We start from the raw sequence: 17,615 nt of genomic DNA, 5'->3' as shown, positions 1-17,615 counted from the left end.
ACCGACACCAAATGCGCTGATCGTGCGGCGCTGATCCGCGATGCTGGACGTCCAATGACGATGGCCTGCCAATGTCCAACAACACACAGAACGCGGGGCTGCGGGCACGAACTGCGATACTGCCTCGGCGGCGACCATTGGGCGCACGGCTTCCACTCGACCGCGTCGCCCACTGCTCAACGAGGAGGGCACGTTCGACGGCGATGTAGTGGAAGCCCAACTCGCCCACTACACTGAGAAAGTAGCGCTGGTGGCGCGATGAGGTGGTGCGGCGCCGCCTTGGCAGAGGCCGACAAGATCCTCGGCATCTATAACTGTGCTGCCTATTGGGCCGGACGCGTGCGTTTGATGCAGCGTGCACTGATCGCCTCGACAGCCTGCGCGACGGTGCGCCTGCCGTTCCGCTGCGCAGATCGGCGGTCTAGCTTGCTCTCGCTTCGACCCTCGGCAGCGAAGCGTGATATTCATCCACGCTGTCGAGATCGATCATGGTCTTACCTCCCATCTTGTACGCTCTGATCCTCTCGTGGGCGATCAGCTCATAAGCCTTAGTCTTTCCGAATTTGCCATAGCGGCAACCATCCTTGAACTCGACGAGCCGGCGCCGCTTGTTGTTATCATTGTCAATCATGGTTTCTGTGTGTGCTTCGATGATTTCCGCCACAATCGGATCAAGTCCCGCTGAGCGAGATCGGCATAGGAATTTCCATGGCGCGACCTTGGTGTCGGCGCGGGCTTACCAGGAAGGCATTGCTTTTGTGGTAGCTGATGAGGTTCATGCTGACTTGATTCGACGCCAGCTGCGCGCAGCCCAATTGCCCGGATGCGTCGATCTATGTCGCCTACGGTGCCAAACAAAAGGCTCTCTGATGCCGCGACTAACTCCTGCGCGCTATAGCGTACAAATCGGACAGACCGGATGCGCTGTTGGCAAGTTCGTAACACGCCGTCCCCGTGCTCAATTGGCCCCGTGTGCAAAGAAAAGACGAAAGTCGGCGTGAAGGCGCGCGAGCGCCCGGCCCGGGGCCTTTTGAAACGTCTGGACGCCGCGCTCGTCGCGGATGAATTCTGCAGCACTGGTGGTCATACCCGCCGCTAGCAGCGCGTCAATGCGTGATTGAACCTCGGGCAGGGGCCGAATCTCTCCGGCATCAAATCGCCGGCAAACCTGACATCATGAGCGAGTTCATGCATCGGACCAGCCTATAGGGTCAACCGATGGAGAGTTGCGCCTCAATGCGGCTGTGCTAGTACGCCCGCTCTCGAATCGAGGAGCTAAAAGTGGCGAAGAAGGCAAAGAAGACGGCTACGAAAAAGAAACCTGTGCGTCGCGAATACACAAAGGCTGACGTAAAGGAGCTGCGCGCTCATTCGAAAGCCAAGACTCCGGTTGCAAAAATTGCGAAGCTCACAAAGCGCTCCGAAGGCTCACTCCGCCAAAAGGCGCTCAAGCTTGGAATCCGGCTTGGTCACCAGCGCTAGAAGGCGGCATCATGATGCTCTTCAATAGAGTGTTGCCGCATTGACGGCTCCCTCGATCGCAAGGCTTAGATAGGTGTCCGACTTCTCGTCCCATCGCTCAGCGTAGGCAAACGGACCGGGAAGCGTACCGCCCACGGCAGCCTGCACGGCCTTGACCAGAACCTCCTGGTTCTCTAGCCGCGGCAGGTAGACATAGCGATTGAGGTACTCGCGGAGGTCCTTAAGTGCAGGCGGGCAGAGGCTAAACCCCGGCCCAGACCGCGGAATGGTGCCCGAAGAACCTGCACCGTGGCTGCAGCTTACTATGTCGGCACGGCGGCTCTTCCTGGGTTGCGCCGCCTGAAGCCGATGCGGTAAAACAAACGCGGATTTCGAGATCAGCGATGGTACTCGTAATTCACGCTGACGCCGAAAGCGACGTGGGACGCTCAGCTCAGGGTCTCCGCTCAAGCCGAAGTTCACCAAAACCAAGCCCAAGTGGAGAAACCGAAGATGAAAGCACCCGTCAGCAAACCGCGCAATCACATCCGTAGCACGATGCGTTCGACGGTTCGAGATGTTTAGCAGCACTTACGGCACTGGGGACCCGAAAGGGTTGAGCGCTGTCACGCCAGCTTCTTGCTACGTGAAGTACCTGTTACCAAGCTGATACCCCACCAGTTTTAGGCCCCGGTCACCCGGGGCCTTTTGCTTTGTGGTCGTCAGTCTGCCTTGGGCCACTCGAAGTCGAGCTTGTTGGCCCATGACTCCAGGATGAGGTCGGAGAAGCCGCCGCCCTTCTTGAACCACATGGTCGGGCGACTGCGGACGCTGGTCAGCTCCACCTTGTAGTAGATGCTGTTCAGTTCGTGCGTGAAAAACTGGTTCAGGTTCTCGGCGTTTGCGCGGGTGTAGCAGGAGGCAAGATCCTTCAGTTTGTGTCTGAATACGGCGAGGAGTTCCTCGACGTCCTGGAGAATGATGACCGCGACATTGCGCTCTTGTACTGACATGTCGGCGATGAAGTACAGAGCCTCGTCGCCGTAGCCATCTGGCGCAACCGACGCCAGCTTGCGGTGGATCGTCTCCAGATCCCTGATGGCGTTATAGTCCTTCACGACAGCGGTGTGGCCGGTAAATGAACCGAAGGTATGGTCCCGGGTCTCGATCGCGTCCTTGCCTCGCCCTTTGAGCCGGCGGGTCCGTAGTAGTCCGACTCGTCCTCGGTCGACTCGTTGCGGATGATTTCGGTCAGGGTGAGCTGACCGCCGTGCGGATGCTTCATCCTGCGAAGCAGCTCATGGACTTGGGGGAGGCTGGTCCTAAACTTCCGATAGGCCCGCGTCGCCTCCAGGGCGACCGGCTTCAGCTTCTCCAAGATGGCCAACTTCGGAGCCACCAGCGGCAGGTTCGCGAGAAGGTAGTCCTCCTCGAACTTCCATACCCTTGTCGGCCTCGGCCAAGACGTCGGCGTCGGCGCAGCAGTTGCCGATGAAGGCGCAGCACTGGAGGTCGGGAAACCAGACGAGAGTGCCGGTCAGAAAGCGGTTTGGTGCACACATCGGGCAGGGGCAGAGGTCGCCGTCCGGCCGCCTGGTCCCATTGACCGTGATGAGCTGCCAGAGCTTCCTGAACTTGGCATCCTTCGGGATGCTGTTTCGATACAGGGACTCGATCAGCTCCGGTTGGCCAGTCTCCGTGATCTGCGCCACCGTCTCCTCGATCCAGATACCTGACTGACGGTCCTTGAAGGTCCGCCAGGGTAACACTTTGACTTCAGAACCTTTCGTACCACGCGACTTACGACCGTCTTTGGTCATGAACGCCCCTATGAGAACGAACCCAAAAGATTCCGTTTGTTCTTTGTGTTGAGCCTGCCGGGTTCCAGGAACTCCCGATTCGCATGCCTACAATTAGTACGGTCGCAAGGCGTGTAGCTCAATATGCTGCGCGTATCTACCCCCGGTAGTCCCAGCATCCACAGGGTCAGGTCGCGTGTAGGGCCCCTGTTCGATGGCGGCCATAAGCTCGGCTCCTGTGGAACAGGTCGGTGGTTCGAGCCCACCCAACTGTACCAGAGCGCTCCCTAAGTGCTTCTGCCGCAGCAAGTAATTGAACAGCCAGACCATTTCGCTCGCTCTTCAATACAAAGAGCGATACAGATGCCCATCCGAATGGCTGCGCTAAATTTCTCAGCAACAGGTACGACGAAAACTCGCAAGGCCATCCCGAAGGATGTTCGCGCAGAATACAAGCGGCTATACGGCGTCAGCCGCGAGGCAATCCTCCGTACCCCGGCAGGAACCTCCAAGGCTCAGGCCAAAGCGCTCTATGGACAATGGCTGGCAGAGGTCGAAACGCGGATCGAACGCATCCGCGCGGCGGCAAAGGGCCAGGGCCAGCCACTCACGAAACTCAACGCCTTGGCCTTGGCAGGCCGGTGGTACGCTTGGTTTCTCGAGAAGCACCAGAGCGACCTAGGGCCGATCGACATTCATGACATCCAGATCATTGCGGCTGCGAGATGGATGAAGCCGGTAAAGTTGGCGGCTCGCCTGTCATAACGGGTTGCCAGGCGTCGGAAGTGTTTGAGTCGGCAGAAGCAGCGCTCGATGCAGTTGCGCTGTTTGTAGGCGTCAACGTCGTGCGGGATGATGATCCTGCGAGTGCGGTTTGACGGGATCACCGCCGTTGCGCCGATTTCCGCGATAATCGCACGCAGGGCGTTGCTGTCATAGGCTTTGTCGGCGAGCACCGCGTCGCCGCTCTGGCCATCAAGCAGTGCGGGCGCCTGGGTAATGTCATTAACCTGCCCAGCTGTGACGATGAAGCGGAGTGGACGGCCGAGCGCATCGGCCAGCATGTGGATCTTAGTCGTCAGTCCGCCTCGGGAACGCCCCAGCGCCTGATCTTTGGCCCCCCTTTTCCGCTCGTCGCCTGCCGGTGGGCGCGAACGATGGTGCTGTCGATCATCAGATACTGGTTGTCGCGATCGGCGGTCAGAGTGGCGAACACGCGTTCCCAGACGCCAGCATGGCACCAGCGGCTGAAGCGCTGATGTACCGTTTTCCACTTACCGTACCGATCCGGCAGGTCGCACCAGTGTGCGCCCGACCGCAAGACCCACAAACATCCGTTGACGAACAGACGATTATCCGCAGCCGTACGTCCCGGGTCGCCAGCTTTCCCCGGCAGCAGTGGCGAGATCATCGACCATTGCGCCTCGGTCAGCTCATATCGCTTCGCCGCCATCATCTGCTCCGTGTCGAATCACGGAACTCTATGAATCAGCGATCAAACCACTTGGGAATCCTGAATGTCGATCGGCCCTAGCCCATTGATGGCCACTGATGCTATCTCGGGTTTCTGACACCCAAGTCTACGGTTGCATACAACTTAGACGTTTGCAACAGTCATTGTCTACTCAGGGCGCGACGAAACCGCGCGCTCTCCCTTGGGTTTTCGTGCACACGGCTGCGCTCGGCCGCTCGGCTTTATCAAACTCCGAATTGCTCAAGCTCCTGCCGAAAGCGCGGACAACGAACCTGCAAGCCGTGCTTGCCGTGGCCTACTGCACTTACGATCGAAAGCCCGACGCGGATATAGACGCAAAAGACGGCGAACATGGTCAGTCCAAAGACGTGCCGCAATCCTAATTCGCTGCGTCCTCTCTGAAAAGAGCGCAGCCTGTTCGTCTTAGCGATTGTTGCCGGAGATCTATCACAGGCGGACGTAATCAGACCCGCAGGTTTTCTGCGGTGCTTTTGCTCGCTTGGGGGCGACTTTGACTTCGTAAGAAATCTTTTGGCCTTCTGCCAAACCGGAGAGTCCAGCGCGCCCGCCAAGGCTCACCGCGCTTTCGGCAGCAATCGACGCCGATCGATCGCCAGCCTGTTTCGGTCCGGGTTCCTAAACCCGCGGTCAGCCTGCACCTAAAAATTCATCTCCTTTCGGGGAATTGCGTTCGCTCGCCCGTTCGGGTTGTATCGTCGTCATGACAGAACACCCGGGCGTTTCAGAAAAACCAGACTTGGGAACGAGCCGCCGATGTCACGACCGCCGAAGCGCGATCGGTGCTGTCAATCGTACCCGTCGTCGGACAGGACCTCCAGGAAGTGGTGACAGCGCTCGTCCCCAACCAAAGAGCCGAACGCTTCGAAAAATACCTTCTCCTGCTATCCGACGAGCTCAACTGGCTGGCGGTTGCTTCATAGTCCCCTCCGATTCGCGAGCTTGCGGGAAGGCTTGAAGATAGCTGACTTTTTGAGCCGCAGGCGCTGACCGCAATTACGTCATCGTATGCACAATTGACACGCCTTGATTGCGTGGACCACTTCTTGCAATTACGAAGGCATCTCGTCCAGCAATGCTGCCTACAGTGCAGACAATCAATGCGCCGGGCTGATCATCCCCTTCGCCTAGGTCAAGGACAAACCGCAGTCGGTCAGCTCGACCACGACGTCGGTTGTAGAAATGACGCCTTTGTGATGAGTGATTGCCAGCACGGTCACATCTTCCGCCAGGCTGCGAATATGGTCCAAAATGTCGCGCTCGGTTCGTTCGTCAAGCGCGGAGCTGGCCTCGTCGAGAAGAAGGATCGCCGGCTCGCCATAGAGCGCGCGGGCAATCGCAACACGCTGGCGCTCCCCGCCTGAAAGCTTCAAACCGCGTTCTCCAACGGTTGTTTCAAATCCTTCCGGCAGAGCGTCGATAATGCGGAGAATTGCGGCTTTTTCCGACGCACCGCGAAGGCGCACCTCGTCGCGGGGCCGTCCTAGCAGAATGTTGTCGGCTACCGACTCATTGAGCAACATCACGTCCTGCGGCACAACAGCAACTGCGGCATACCAATCCGTGTGATCGATGGTCGCTATATCGGTTCCATCGACCAGAATACGGCCGCAGTCTGGCTCGATCGATTTCAGGACGAGCTTGAATATTGTCGACTTCCCCGATCCGGATTCGCCGACAAGGAAGGTAATGGCGCCGCGCCTAGCCAGAAACGAGACATTCGTAACGCCACGACCGTTGTCGTAGGCATACCGAATGCCCTCGAAGGATAGCTGGCCAGCGGAGGGCGTGAAATCATGAGCATGAGATGTTCGCCGCTCTTCTGGTGCGACCCACAGTCTGGCGAGAGGAATGAGGTCGGCTCGCGACCGCGCCGCGTCAGAGATCGCGCGCGCGACCATCTCGAAGGGCGTATTGAGTTGGAGTAGAAGCGTGTTGAATAGCACAATATCGCCGATCGTGACCGCGCCGGCCCGGTATTCAGGCATTAGAAGGAGAAGTGTGACGGCAAATTGTAGCGCGATGGCTAAGCCGAGCACGGCTATGTAGGCCAATCGTTGAAACACGTAGGCTCGCCAGTTATCGCGCACCTCCCGCGCCTTCATCGTAAAGCGCTGGCTCATCCAGGAATGACTGCCGAAATGGCGCAACGTGTCCATGGAGTTCATGACGTTGCCGACGAAACGCGCATTCTCCTGTCCGGCTTCGATGGCCCGGTCCAGAAACACGCGCGCCCGACGCGTGGAATTCCACCCCAATGTAATCGCGACAGCCCCATAAGCGACGACGATTGCAGCGATTTGGATATTGACGAGCACACCGAGAGTAGCGAGCGTAAGCAGAAGTTGCGCTGCAGCCGGGATGAATATCATAATTCCAAGCTGGACCAACGTCGTCAACCCGCTGCACCCGCGCGCGGCCGCACTCTGTATCTCCACGGGATTGTGCTCAAGAAAAAAGGCCGAGGTTTTTCTCAGGATGCGATCGAAAAAGCGAGTTGCAGCGATGAAGCCCAGGTTCTCGGCTGTCATGAAGGAAAGATACTGCAGCATGCGCTGCAATGCGGAGGCTATGCCGAGCAGGACCGCATAGCCGGCGAATCCCCAGGCAAGCGCCGACATGCCTTCCCCCCGCGGGAGACGATCAATGAGACTCGAAAATACATAGGGGGCTGCGACGCTGCTCGCGCTGGAGATCAGCACCACTGTGGCAACGATGAGAAGCAAGCGCCGATCGGATCGCCAGTACGCATGCAGAATTTCGGAAACCGGCGACAATGCGCTGTCGTTGACCTGATCTGCGGTTGATCCAGGGAATGGGGCTTTGCTTACACTGAGAGAGCCGACATGGCCTTGCGATCTGGATTCCATACGATCTCACGTAAAGATGCGGCTCTGTGGAATTTGCTGCCGTTTACCGTTACTAGACTCCAACCCAGTTTTGTCCAGCACCGTCATCCAACCCCGCCAAATCTTGGTAGGTTGTCGCCCGGGTTCTCACATGAGAGAAGTTATAGTGTGGCTCGACACGCTGCCGCGCCACACGACGAGAAGCCCGATCACGCTATCAATAGGAACAGACATGAAGAGCGCAACTGCAGACACGTCTAAGCGGCCATCGCGGCCCGATACAACTGACCTCCTCTTACCGGTGCTGCCACCTCCCACTATTGTGGGGCCGAAGGGCCCCTCCCTAACGACAGCGCTAATGAACGCTACCTTTAAGATCATTCTTCACTCCGTTACCGCCTCTCACACGAGAGGCGGTAACGTTTAAGTCGAGGAACAAATGCTCAAGGCCACTCTGAAAATAGCCGACTTGGAAAACTATGGCGTTCATTCGGTCGTAATAGCCCTTGCGTCTACGGATCAGTTTCGTCAGCACTACCAGAAATGCATGTACTGGCCCGCTCGATTTTATCGTGATCGAGGCCGCTCGCCGGGGTCATCGGTTGCGTGTACGAGCAGGCCATATAGGTAGCCTCCCAATTTACCTCCATGTGGAGGAGCGCACTCGTACGGTTACGCCCTCCTGGAATTTCGTGGATCTTTTGGATAACTCGGGAACGATTGATACAGAAATCATAGCCCATCATCCATCTATGAGAACGTTCTATTCTGCGCGGCAGGCCTGCGTTGGCGCTAATCAGTTAATCTGCTGCGGCTGCATGGAACACTCGGCCGTCCCGGCAGCGGCCATGGTGCCGAACGGGGCGTTTGCGTAGGTGATGATACGAACCGCCGCGCGATTTTCGATGGAAACAAGGGCCATCGGCGTCCTCTCTCCTGCCGCGCACCGGCTGCTCGGGGCCGTGGTCTCCATCGGAGGCACCCTCACATTCTGGATGAACTTTCCAACCTTATAACGGATGCAAAGTGACCGCGGATGAGGCAGCCAAATCGGCATCCGGCGGTCGCTCGAACAATCTCGCTTGAAAAAGGCTGGCCGATCTCCGCGTTGAGGTGGCCCGGGACTACGTGCCGAAAGACACGCTGGGTGCACTTGAGAAGCGCGTTATCGACGCGATCAATGCCGCCGGCAGTGCATTGACAGCCTGGCGAAACACGGCAGCACTAAGATTCTGTCACTGATGAAAATCGGCTTCATTCGATTCTTGTTCTTCAGTGGGCGCAGGGGCTAGCGAGCCATCGGCCTGAACGATCATCTTGGGCGAGAGGGGCGCGCCAAGCGGCGGAACTGCTGATCGCCGGATCTGCGGCGGATATCGCCGGGAAAACGCCGCAATGAGGCGCTGGCGGCGGCCAGCTTTTTCCACCACCTTCTCGATGGTCTTCTCTTTGGAGCGTAGCGCGGCGCGGTGCGTCGGCGTTGGCGGTTCCACTCCTGTACGTCCGTTAACAGCCACATTACCTCACCTGCTGAAGTGCTCGCCCACGGAAAATTTGGCTCTTCAGCTCAACGAGCGATTGTTCGAGGCGTGGTCTTGAAGTGCGCGGCCAGTTGGACCGCTGTCATTAAGATGCCGATAAGGCCGATCGATGTCGGTCCAACATCCGCAGTGATGCGCTCCGTGCTGTCTTTCATTGCTCGCGAGCCGCCCCTAGCCAAGCGACCACGAGCGGGCGGCAGCTTGCCATTCATGAGCGATACTCTTCGCGCACGCCGCGAGAATATGATCTTGATCAGCCTAAAGAGCTAAGTGCTCGTCACCGCGAACTCATCAGGGCCTCCGCGCTGGCGGATGACCTCTCGGAGTGCAGATGGCTTCTCAGGGGCGGAAGAGCGAATAGCGGCCTCGAAGGCCGGTATGAATTTGAGCCGGTCCATTACAGCACACTCCACAAAGCCATCGTGAGTGTCAGTCGGGGAAACGAGCTTTTGGTTTTGAGGCCGGCTAGGGGGCGGCCCAGTCGCCGTGAGCTGCGCAATCGTCGCGAGAACTACGCTCGTTTCGGTCGTTCCCCCAGACCAATCTCCGAGCGCCGCGATGGCGCCTTCCAAAGCCTTTTCACGGCTCATGTGAACTATCTCCCCAGCGAGCCTGTTGCAGAAGACCGGTAGAACCCAGGAAAAGAGGCGCGGGCGTCTGGAGGAGCCGCCCGCGCGAAGTTTGCTACGCCAAGCTTGGCTGCTGGGGTTGCGTGAAATAAACAGCCAAGCCAAAAGGCTCTCAGCAACTCGCGTGCCAGACGGTCACGAACTTCAAGTGTAGAGATAAGCGGTGCCAGTCTTTTCGCCCGTCGTCGCCTGACCTCGACAGAGCATGGCGGCTAGCGCCACGATGGAAAGCCGCGCGGGCGGTGGCTGAGGGACCGCCCGCACGAGTTACGGTGCGAGGACTTGGCCCTCAATCAATAAGCGACCAAGCCATACTTGGCTCAGCAATCAATGGGCCAGACGGCCACATTGCGCAAGAGGCAAACGGCGCGCTTTCATACCTTGTGCAGACTAACTACTCGCGCGAGCGGTGCTTTCCGGACGACAATGTCACGAACCGGACGCAACTGAGCGACATCAGACGTGCCGCGTTAATGACGACGAGCGCGCGAAATAGTCGGACTGATCTCGTCATCGTGCACGATGAGAAGCTCGCCGGGCTTCACGCCAAGTCTTCGCAACTGCTCCTCTTCGATTGGGCAGTTGAGCATTGCGGCTTTTGCGCCGCATTCCGCGATGGTCATCCTCACCACTTCCGCAGGATCGGCGACGGCCCCCACGCAAATTATGTGCCCGAATTCTTCGTCATCGTCGCCATCTTCCGTGAAGAAAGCCGCTGTCACTATCCAACCATCCATCTTGTTGAGCTCCGTGGGCCCTGAGCTGCCGAACCTCTTAAGATCCCGAGGCATCGGACACCCGCGGCTGAACACGAGGACGGCCACCTCATTGCATAAATATTACGACCGCGGCGATGGCGAGCGAGGTTAGTCCCATCAAAATGACGTATGCGATATACGGAAGGTCGCCACGCACTACACATCTCCAGCACTTGACGGAGCGTGCACTCCGAGACGCGGCACACCAGCACAGGCCGGCACGCGTTCCGCACCCTGACACGGCAACCCGAGCCCTACACCTACTTGTCTGCATAGGTGCCAACCTGACGGCGACGCCATTAGACGTTAGCACGCGCTCAACCTGCGGAGTATCTCGTTGACGCATCGCGGGGCGAAGGTCCGTCCTCCCGCAACCGAATCCCAATAGGGATCGGGCTGGAAGCCAGCTATTCAATTGAACCACCATTTGGTGCAGCACCCTTCGATTGTACGGACGCAATGGCACCTCTCAATCAGACGAGCGAGCATGAAGTTCTGAGTGCCCGAGATTGTTATAGGTTGCTTGCTCACGGAAGCTCCCTGCCGTCATCGAAGCTATGCAAGTAAGCCTGAGCGTGCACGCAGAGCCGCCAGCTCCGGTCAACTACGACCACAACCATCCCCCTGCGAGCTCTGCTGTCCTCATGCCTGGCGAGCCCCGCAATGATCTGGATGACGGGCTTGCGTGGAATGAAGTGGAGCTTGACGACTACGAAGGTGACCGCCCCGATTTCGGCGACATGCATCTTTTCTTCTTCGGGTATCGCGGCACGTTCACAAGCGGCCACACTCCCGAGCGTGCTGGCGATAAGATCACCGAACACGCCCGCTCGTCGAGTTTAACGGTGGCTGCGAACACAACAGTCAAACCTGATGAGTAAGGAAGCGGGATGACAAAACACGGTTCGATCATTGAAGAGTTGCAGCCATTGAAGAGTTGCAGCGAGAGCGAGCGAACATTGATCAGCTTTTGGCAGATCTTGAGGTCGCCAAGTCCGCGTCCATGCGGTGGACGGCTCCGAGGCCGTTGACACAGCCGAATATGTGGATGGCCTCAGGCAAGCCTGCTTAACAAAGCAATTGCGGCCTAAGGAACATGGATACCTGAAGTTAGTTATCCACGACGGCCGGGCCGCCGTCACGCAAGATGTGCCGGTATCCTTGATTAGTCATCCGCTTGGTCCGGGCGATATACGTCTCATACGCTCGGCGGGCGCGCTGCGGCTCGCGTTTAGGATTGATGCGCAATACGATCTCCGCTACCTCTCGCCAGTCTGCGCACTCTGCGTCTGATCTTCCCCCGAGAAAGTGGACTGGTTTAGGCGGCTTTTAGCTCCATTTCGATCGGGGCGATATATCCCAGGGCGGAATGGAGCCTTGTTCGGTTGTACAACGACGTTTGAGAACGCCCACAGGACCGTTCTTCGCGAGGTTCTTTATCGGCATCATCCCTGGTTTGGTCGCCGAGTTTGCGTTCATGGGGCGGTCGACAAGGCTGACGATGTCGTTTTTCGCTGCACCCTGGACGGATCGCAAGCAGACCGTTGGCTGGAAGTTCCAGCATGGATGTTCGACCGGACGGCCTGCCCTGACGCCGAGCTTCTGACAGTTCGGCCGTTTGTTAGCATCGATGCACTTGCGGCGCTCGCTGCGCTTCTCGATCTGGCGTTGAAGGATCGAACGCCATCAGCTGCCCCGCTTTCTGGCGCATCCAGAGGCTCTCACGACCAGAATCGGGGAGCGACTCATGTCACGCGAGACGGCAATGCCAGGGAGCGGATACCGACACAATCGACAACCGCGGTTGCAGCAGCAGATGGATCTGTTCGGGAGCGGCCTGTCGAACGGCGCCCTCGGCGCGCCGGCATGGTCGGAGCTGCCGGCGGAAGCGCGGGCGGCCCTCACAAGCCTGATGACGCAGTTGATCCTCGACCATGCTGCGATGACAGCGACGCCGCCCGCGAAGGGGGTCGATCATGATCTCTGACAAGGTCAGGCCTCATCATCTGGAGCGTAAGGCGATTCTTTACGTGCGCCAATCCTCAGCACATCAGGTGTTGCACAATCGCGAGAGCAGCGCATTGCAATACGCCATGCGGGACCGGCTGACGGCACTCGGGTGGTCAGAGATCGAAGTGATCGATGATGATCTCGGTCGTTCAGCCGCCGGCGGCGTGCAACGCGCCGGTTTCGAGCGAATGGTAGCGGAGGTTTGCCTCGGTAAGGTTGGTGCGGTTTGCGCCCGCGAGGTCTCGCGCTTCGCCCGCAACAGCCGGGATTGGCAGCAACTCATCGAGATGTGCCGCGTGGTCGATACCGTTCTGGTCGATCAGGAGACTATCTATGCGCCAAGGCACGGCAACGACCGCCTGCTGCTCGGGCTCAAGGGCAGCCTCAACGAGTACGAACTGGATTTGTTGCGCCAACGCTCGCTCTCGGCCCGCTACGAGAAGGCGCGCCGGGGCGAGTTGGTTGTGGCGGCGCCCGTCGGCTTCGTGAAGGCCGGCGACCATTATGAGAAAGATCCGGATCGGCGTGTCCAGGAAGCGATCAAGCTGGTGTTCGACAAGGTCGAGGAACTGGGCAGCGCGCGACAGGCGCTCTGCTGGCTCCACGAGTACAATCTCGATCTACCAGTGAAGCAGTCCAACGGCGACACAGCCTGGCGGCGACCGAGTTACTCCGCCATCCACCGGATCATTGAGAACCCGGTCTACGGCGGCGCCTATGCCTATGGTAAGACGGCTGTGGCGGCGGGATACAGCGCCGGGGGCGTGAGCTTGAAGATCCGCCGCAAGACACGGAACGAATGGCTGGCGCTGAAGCCCAACACCCACGACGGGTATGTGAGCTGGGAGAGGTTCGAGGCGATCCGCACCATGGTCAGCAGCAACGTTCCCACCGGTCGGCATCACGGCGCACCCAAGCATGGTGACGCGCTGCTGGCCGGTCTGATCCGGTGCAAGCGCTGCGGCCGCAAGCTCACACTCCGGTACTCCGGCATGAAGCACCATATCCCACGCTACAGCTGCAGCCGCGCCTGGATGGACAATGGCGGTCCTCACTGCATCGCCTTCGGCGGATTGCGTGTCGATGATGCAATCGAGGAAGCACTGCTTGGCGTCGTCGGTCCGGGCGCTATCGCCGCTGCAACCGCTGCCGCCGAAGGAGCCAGGGAACGGCGGGATCAGGTGCGCGATGCGCTCAGTCGCGATCTGGAAGCGGCGCGCTATGCCGCCGACCGGGCTTTCCGGCAATACGATGCCGCTGACCCCGCGAACCGGTTGGTGGCGAGTGAGCTGGAAGCGCGCTGGAACAGGGCACTCGCTCACGCGGCGGAGGTCGAGGGCAAGATCGCCATGCATGATGCGGCCACGCCCGCACCCATTGCTGATCCAGCTTCGCTCGGCGTACTGGCCTCGAACCTCAAAACGGTCTGGGATGCGCCGACGACGGATGCTCGTCTCAAGAAGCGCATTGTACGCACCCTCGTCCATGAGGTCGTGGCCGATATAGACGACGCGGCGTCCGAGATCGTTCTCATCGTCCACTGGGTGGGTGGCGCTCACAGCGAGTTGCGCTTGCCCAAGCGCCGGCGCGGACAGCGCAACAGCACTTCCGCCGATATTATCCAAGCCGTGCGTCAACTGGTGCTGATCGCCAGCGACGATCTGATTGCCGGCCTCCTCAACCGAAACGGCCTCAAGACGGGCAACGGCAATCGCTGGACCCGCGAGCGCGTCACATCAATGCGCTCGAGCTACCACCTCCCGGTGTTCAAGCCCGCCGATGACGGGATCGAACCCTGGCTCAACCTTAGCAACGCCGCAAAGCTCCTGAAGGTCGCGCCCAAGACGCTCCGGCTCGCCGCTGAAGCCGGCGAGATCGCAGCCATCCATCCGCTATCGGACGGCCCGTGGATCTTTGCTCGCGCCTCGCTGATAACAGCTGCCGCTCAATCTATCGCCGAAGGAGCGCGACAGAACCCAAGATACCCCACAGGATCGCATCCCGATCAGCAAACTCTCTTCTCTTCAACAACATAGACAGATGGGTGTTCTGATGCGCGGTTGTAGAAGCCTTCGATGAAGGCGAAGATATCGCGCTGGGCCTCGGCGCGGGTCTTGTAGTTGCAATGATGAACGAGCTCAGTCTTCAAGGTATGGAAGAAGCTCTCCATCGGAGCATTGTCGTAGCAATCGGCCTTGCGGCCGCATCGATGCGGTGATGCCGGCGCCTGCGAGAGCATTGCGATAGGCGTGTGAGGCATACTGCACACTTCGATCGGAGTGGTGGATCAACCCGGCTGGGGCCGTTGTTGCTGGATGGCCATCGTCAGTGCCGCTGCTGCGAGTTCGACCTGCATATGATCGCGCATGGCCCAGCCGACGATCTTTCGACTGAAGAGATCCATCACGGCCGCGAGATACAGCCAGCCCTCCGCGGTCGGGATGTAGGTGATATCGGCGAGCCAAATCCGGTTCGGAACCGGGGCTGAGAAGTCGCGCGCGATCAGGTTCGGCGCGATCGGCAGGTTGTGACGGCTGTCGGTGGTGCCCACACGGCGCGGCGGCGCCCTGATGGCGCGGATACCGTGCCGACGCATCATCCGCTCGATCCGGCCGCGGCTGGCGCCGCGGCCCTGCCTCCGCAGGACGGCATGGACGCGGGGACTGCCGTAGCGGCCGTTGCTGTCTTGATGGACTTGCCGGATCGCGGCCAGGAGCGCGGCATTGGACTTTGTCCGCTTACTCACCGGGCGATCGCGCCAGGCGTAATAGCCGGCCGGCGAGACCTCGAGTACGGCACACATCAGCCGTACCGGATAGGCATCGCGGTGATCCTCGATGAAGCGGAAGCTCATGTCCGGGTTCCGGCAAAGATCGCGATCGACTTTTTTAGAATGTCGCGCTCCATGCGCAGCCGTTCGTTCTCCTGGCGCAACCGGGCGATCTCCGAAGCCTGGTCCGCCGGACTTATCCACCCAGCGCCGCAACACCGAGTCTCGCAGACCAAGTTCCTTGCCAACCGACGTAATCGAGCGGCCGCTCGACACCACCAGCTCAACGGCTTGCCGCTTGTACTCCTCGGTAAACGACCGACGTTGACGTTCCATTCGACACCTCCGCGCTCAATGAGCCTACTACAGGTGTCCACTCATTCGGAGGAGGTTCAGTCCGCTTCCAGCATGCGCATGTAGGTGACGGCGTGCTCCCGGTCATAAGGCGTCAAGGTCTGATCGCTCGGGGCGATATCCCATGGCGGTCTTTGCATCGGATGCAACTTCGGTTCGTCACAACCTAGAGCGTGATTACTTTAGTTTTGGCCATATCCGGCGTCGGCGAAGTAATTGGCACATTCGGCGGGTGAGGAGCTATCGCTGAAAGTTGGTGACGGCGGGAATCGGGAAGGCGGCATATCGTGGGGGTGCTTGACGCCTCCACTTCTCCACCGAAGGAGCGATATGCCGTGTCCAAAGATAACATCATCAAGTTGATTCAGCCAGGAAACGTCGACGATCAACTCACCGAAATCTTGCGCAATGGGGCGCGTGCTCTGTTGGCCCAGGCGGTCGAGGCCGAGGTCGCGGACTTTCTCGGCAAGCATGCCGATTTGAAGACTGCGGACGGCCACCAGCGCGTCGTGCGCCACGGTCACCTGCCGGAACGCGAGGTGATGGATGGTATCGGTCCGGTCGGCGTCCGCCAGCCGCGTGTACGCGATCGCGAGGCGGAGGCTACCGATCCCGACCGCATCCGGTTCTCTCCATCGATCCTGCCGCCCTACATGCGCCGCTCGAAATCGATCGAGACGCTGCTGCCGATCCTTTACCTGAAGGGTATCTCCACCGGCGACTTCTCCGAGGCTCTGGCGGCGCTGCTCGGCAAGGATGCTGCCGGGTTGTCGGCATCGGCCGTCTGAAGGACGGTTGGCTTGACGAACACACCGCGTGGCAGAGGCGCGATCTGTCGGCGAAGCGCTACGTCTACATCTGGGCCGATGGCATCCATCTCCAAGCACGCCTCGAAGACGAAAAGCAGTGCATCCTGGTGCTGATCGGCGCGACGCCGGAAGGCCGCAAGGAACTGGTCGGCCTCACCGATGGCGCCCGCGAGAGCGCGCAGGACTGGCGCGATCTGCTGCTCGACCTGAAGCGGCGCGGGCTCGGCGTGCCGCCGCGGCTCACCATCGCCGACGGCGCGCTCGGGTTCTGGAAGGCCGCCGGCGAGGTCTGGCCGAAAACGCGCGAGCAGCGCTGCTGGGTACACAAGACCGCCAACGTGGTCGCCAAGTTGCCGAAGAGCCAGCAGCCTAAAGCCAAACGCGCGTTGCAGGAGATCTGGATGGCCGAAACCAAGGCCGCCGCCGAGCTGGCGTTCGACGCCTTCATCGAGAGCTATACGCCCAAATACGAGAAGGCGACCGACTGCCTGAGCAAGGATCGGGACACGCTACTGGCGTTCTACGACTTCCCGGCCGAACACTGGAAACACCTGCGGACCATCAATCCCATTGGAAGCACCTTCGCTACCGTGCGCCACCGCACGATAGCCTGTCCAACAGAACGGCGCTCGCGATGGTCTTCAAACTGCTTGAGGCCGCGCAGAAAAGCCGGCGTTGTCTCGATGGCCACAACCAGTTGCCAAAACTCGTTCTCGAGTCTGACATTCAACGACGGGATCGAGGTCATCGCCAAACCGACTGACCGTCAGCCCATAACCGCCGCCGCCTGACCGGCCGCGCCGTCACCAAAATTTGGCGATAGCTCTTCTGTCCAGCACCGTCATCCAACTGCCGACATTGGTAGGTTGTCGCCCGCCTTCTCACATGAGAGACCTTCCATTGTGGCTCGACACGGTGCCGCGCCACTCTCTCTGGCTTTTACTGAAGCCTAGATTTGAGACGACGAGAAGCCCGATCACCCGGAGATTGACATGAAGAGCACAACTGCAGACGCGCCTAAGCGGCCATCGCGGCCCGATACAACTGACCTCCCCTTACCGGTACTGCCACCTCCCACTATTCAGGGAGAGAAGGGCCCCTTCCCTAACGACAGCAGTAACTTCGGCTACCTTTAAGATCATT

Annotated in this window: 14 protein-coding genes and 2 pseudogenes; 5 read left to right on the top strand and 11 right to left on the bottom strand. The window is 59.5% G+C overall.

Annotated features, from left to right (window positions below):
- Window positions 1-421: 421 nt before the first annotated feature.
- Entirely contained in the window at window positions 422-664 is a 243-nt protein-coding gene (locus HU230_RS28185; RefSeq protein WP_224580947.1) for a MerR family transcriptional regulator, read from the bottom strand.
- 617 nt (window positions 665-1,281) lie between these two features.
- Between HU230_RS28185 and HU230_RS28180 the strand changes: the two genes are divergently transcribed.
- Complete coding sequence (locus HU230_RS28180) at window positions 1,282-1,482, top strand: hypothetical protein (RefSeq protein WP_057848204.1); 201 nt, start codon at window positions 1,282-1,284, stop codon at window positions 1,480-1,482.
- A 21-nt stretch (window positions 1,483-1,503) separates the two neighbouring features.
- On the opposite strand, the gene HU230_RS43695 is transcribed toward HU230_RS28180, so the two are convergent.
- The 8 genes and pseudogenes from HU230_RS43695 to HU230_RS28150 all read right to left on the bottom strand — a co-directional run bounded on the left by HU230_RS43695 (window position 1,504) and on the right by HU230_RS28150 (window position 10,508).
- Window positions 1,504-1,629 carry a hypothetical protein gene (locus tag HU230_RS43695; protein ID WP_256459636.1) on the bottom strand — a complete coding sequence of 42 codons (126 nt, stop codon included), beginning with the start codon at window positions 1,627-1,629 and terminating at the stop codon, window positions 1,504-1,506.
- Window positions 1,630-2,183: 554 nt separating this feature from the next.
- Complete coding sequence (locus tag HU230_RS28175; protein ID WP_166104310.1) at window positions 2,184-2,579, bottom strand: hypothetical protein; 396 nt, start codon at window positions 2,577-2,579, stop codon at window positions 2,184-2,186.
- A gap of 204 nt (window positions 2,580-2,783) precedes the next feature.
- Window positions 2,784-3,281: a hypothetical protein gene (locus HU230_RS28170; protein WP_176528998.1), complete on the bottom strand. Its 498-nt coding sequence runs from the start codon at window positions 3,279-3,281 to the stop codon at window positions 2,784-2,786.
- 674 nt (window positions 3,282-3,955) lie between these two features.
- Window positions 3,956-4,671, bottom strand: a pseudogene (locus tag HU230_RS28165) (IS5 family transposase).
- 1,208 nt (window positions 4,672-5,879) lie between these two features.
- A complete protein-coding gene (locus tag HU230_RS28160; protein WP_176528999.1) occupies window positions 5,880-7,622 on the bottom strand; it encodes an ABC transporter ATP-binding protein in 1,743 nt (580 codons plus the stop codon).
- A 775-nt stretch (window positions 7,623-8,397) separates the two neighbouring features.
- Window positions 8,398-8,523: a hypothetical protein gene (locus tag HU230_RS43690; protein ID WP_275948935.1), complete on the bottom strand. Its 126-nt coding sequence runs from the start codon at window positions 8,521-8,523 to the stop codon at window positions 8,398-8,400.
- 313 nt (window positions 8,524-8,836) lie between these two features.
- Entirely contained in the window at window positions 8,837-9,094 is a 258-nt protein-coding gene (locus tag HU230_RS28155) for a hypothetical protein (protein ID WP_176529000.1), read from the bottom strand.
- Window positions 9,095-10,241: 1,147 nt separating this feature from the next.
- Complete coding sequence (locus tag HU230_RS28150; protein ID WP_224943641.1) at window positions 10,242-10,508, bottom strand: hypothetical protein; 267 nt, start codon at window positions 10,506-10,508, stop codon at window positions 10,242-10,244.
- Window positions 10,509-11,173: 665 nt separating this feature from the next.
- Between HU230_RS28150 and HU230_RS28145 the strand changes: the two genes are divergently transcribed.
- The 3 genes from HU230_RS28145 (at window position 11,174) to HU230_RS28130 (ending at window position 14,575) form a co-directional block, all read left to right on the top strand.
- Window positions 11,174-11,410, top strand: a complete 237-nt coding sequence (locus HU230_RS28145) for a hypothetical protein (RefSeq protein WP_176529002.1) — start codon at window positions 11,174-11,176, stop codon at window positions 11,408-11,410.
- 935 nt (window positions 11,411-12,345) lie between these two features.
- Complete coding sequence (locus HU230_RS28135; RefSeq protein ID WP_176529003.1) at window positions 12,346-12,516, top strand: hypothetical protein; 171 nt, start codon at window positions 12,346-12,348, stop codon at window positions 12,514-12,516.
- The gene (locus HU230_RS28130) at window positions 12,506-14,575 is read left to right on the top strand and encodes a recombinase family protein (RefSeq protein ID WP_176529004.1); all 2,070 of its coding nucleotides are present in this window, start codon (window positions 12,506-12,508) and stop codon (window positions 14,573-14,575) included. Before HU230_RS28135 ends, HU230_RS28130 begins: the two co-directional genes overlap by 11 nt.
- Here HU230_RS28130 and HU230_RS28125 read toward each other — a convergent pair.
- Both HU230_RS28125 and HU230_RS28120 read right to left on the bottom strand, forming a co-directional pair.
- Window positions 14,545-14,778 carry an IS3 family transposase gene (locus tag HU230_RS28125; RefSeq protein WP_224924194.1) on the bottom strand — a complete coding sequence of 78 codons (234 nt, stop codon included), beginning with the start codon at window positions 14,776-14,778 and terminating at the stop codon, window positions 14,545-14,547. The genes HU230_RS28130 and HU230_RS28125 overlap by 31 nt on opposite strands.
- Before the next feature lie 48 nt (window positions 14,779-14,826).
- On the bottom strand, window positions 14,827-15,645 hold the full coding sequence (locus HU230_RS28120; RefSeq protein ID WP_224924193.1) for an IS3 family transposase: 819 nt from the start codon (window positions 15,643-15,645) through the stop codon (window positions 14,827-14,829).
- Window positions 15,646-15,998: 353 nt separating this feature from the next.
- On the opposite strand from HU230_RS28120, the pseudogene HU230_RS28115 reads away from it, so the two are divergent.
- Window positions 15,999-17,263, top strand: a pseudogene (locus HU230_RS28115) (IS256 family transposase).
- Window positions 17,264-17,615 lie beyond the last annotated feature (352 nt).

The sequence above is a fragment of the Bradyrhizobium quebecense genome (assembly GCF_013373795.3).
Lineage (GTDB): Bacteria > Pseudomonadota > Alphaproteobacteria > Rhizobiales > Xanthobacteraceae > Bradyrhizobium > Bradyrhizobium quebecense.
This window is presented reverse-complemented; position numbering and strand designations above follow the sequence as displayed.

Bases quoted from the DNA above. Each gene is read 5' to 3' on its own strand.
- HU230_RS28170 (WP_176528998.1), bottom strand. From the start codon at position 3,281: ATGACCAAAGACGGTCGTAAGTCGCGTGGTACGAAAGGTTCTGAAGTC.
- HU230_RS28160 (WP_176528999.1), bottom strand. From the start codon at position 7,622: ATGGAATCCAGATCGCAAGGCCATGTCGGCTCTCTCAGTGTAAGCAAA.
- HU230_RS43690 (WP_275948935.1), bottom strand. From the start codon at position 8,523: ATGGCCCTTGTTTCCATCGAAAATCGCGCGGCGGTTCGTATCATCACC.
- HU230_RS28150 (WP_224943641.1), bottom strand. From the start codon at position 10,508: ATGGATGGTTGGATAGTGACAGCGGCTTTCTTCACGGAAGATGGCGAC.
- HU230_RS28145 (WP_176529002.1), top strand. From the start codon at position 11,174: ATGCCTGGCGAGCCCCGCAATGATCTGGATGACGGGCTTGCGTGGAAT.
- HU230_RS28135 (WP_176529003.1), top strand. From the start codon at position 12,346: ATGGATCTGTTCGGGAGCGGCCTGTCGAACGGCGCCCTCGGCGCGCCG.
- HU230_RS28130 (WP_176529004.1), top strand. From the start codon at position 12,506: ATGATCTCTGACAAGGTCAGGCCTCATCATCTGGAGCGTAAGGCGATT.
- HU230_RS28125 (WP_224924194.1), bottom strand. From the start codon at position 14,778: ATGCTCTCGCAGGCGCCGGCATCACCGCATCGATGCGGCCGCAAGGCC.
- HU230_RS28120 (WP_224924193.1), bottom strand. From the start codon at position 15,645: ATGGAACGTCAACGTCGGTCGTTTACCGAGGAGTACAAGCGGCAAGCC.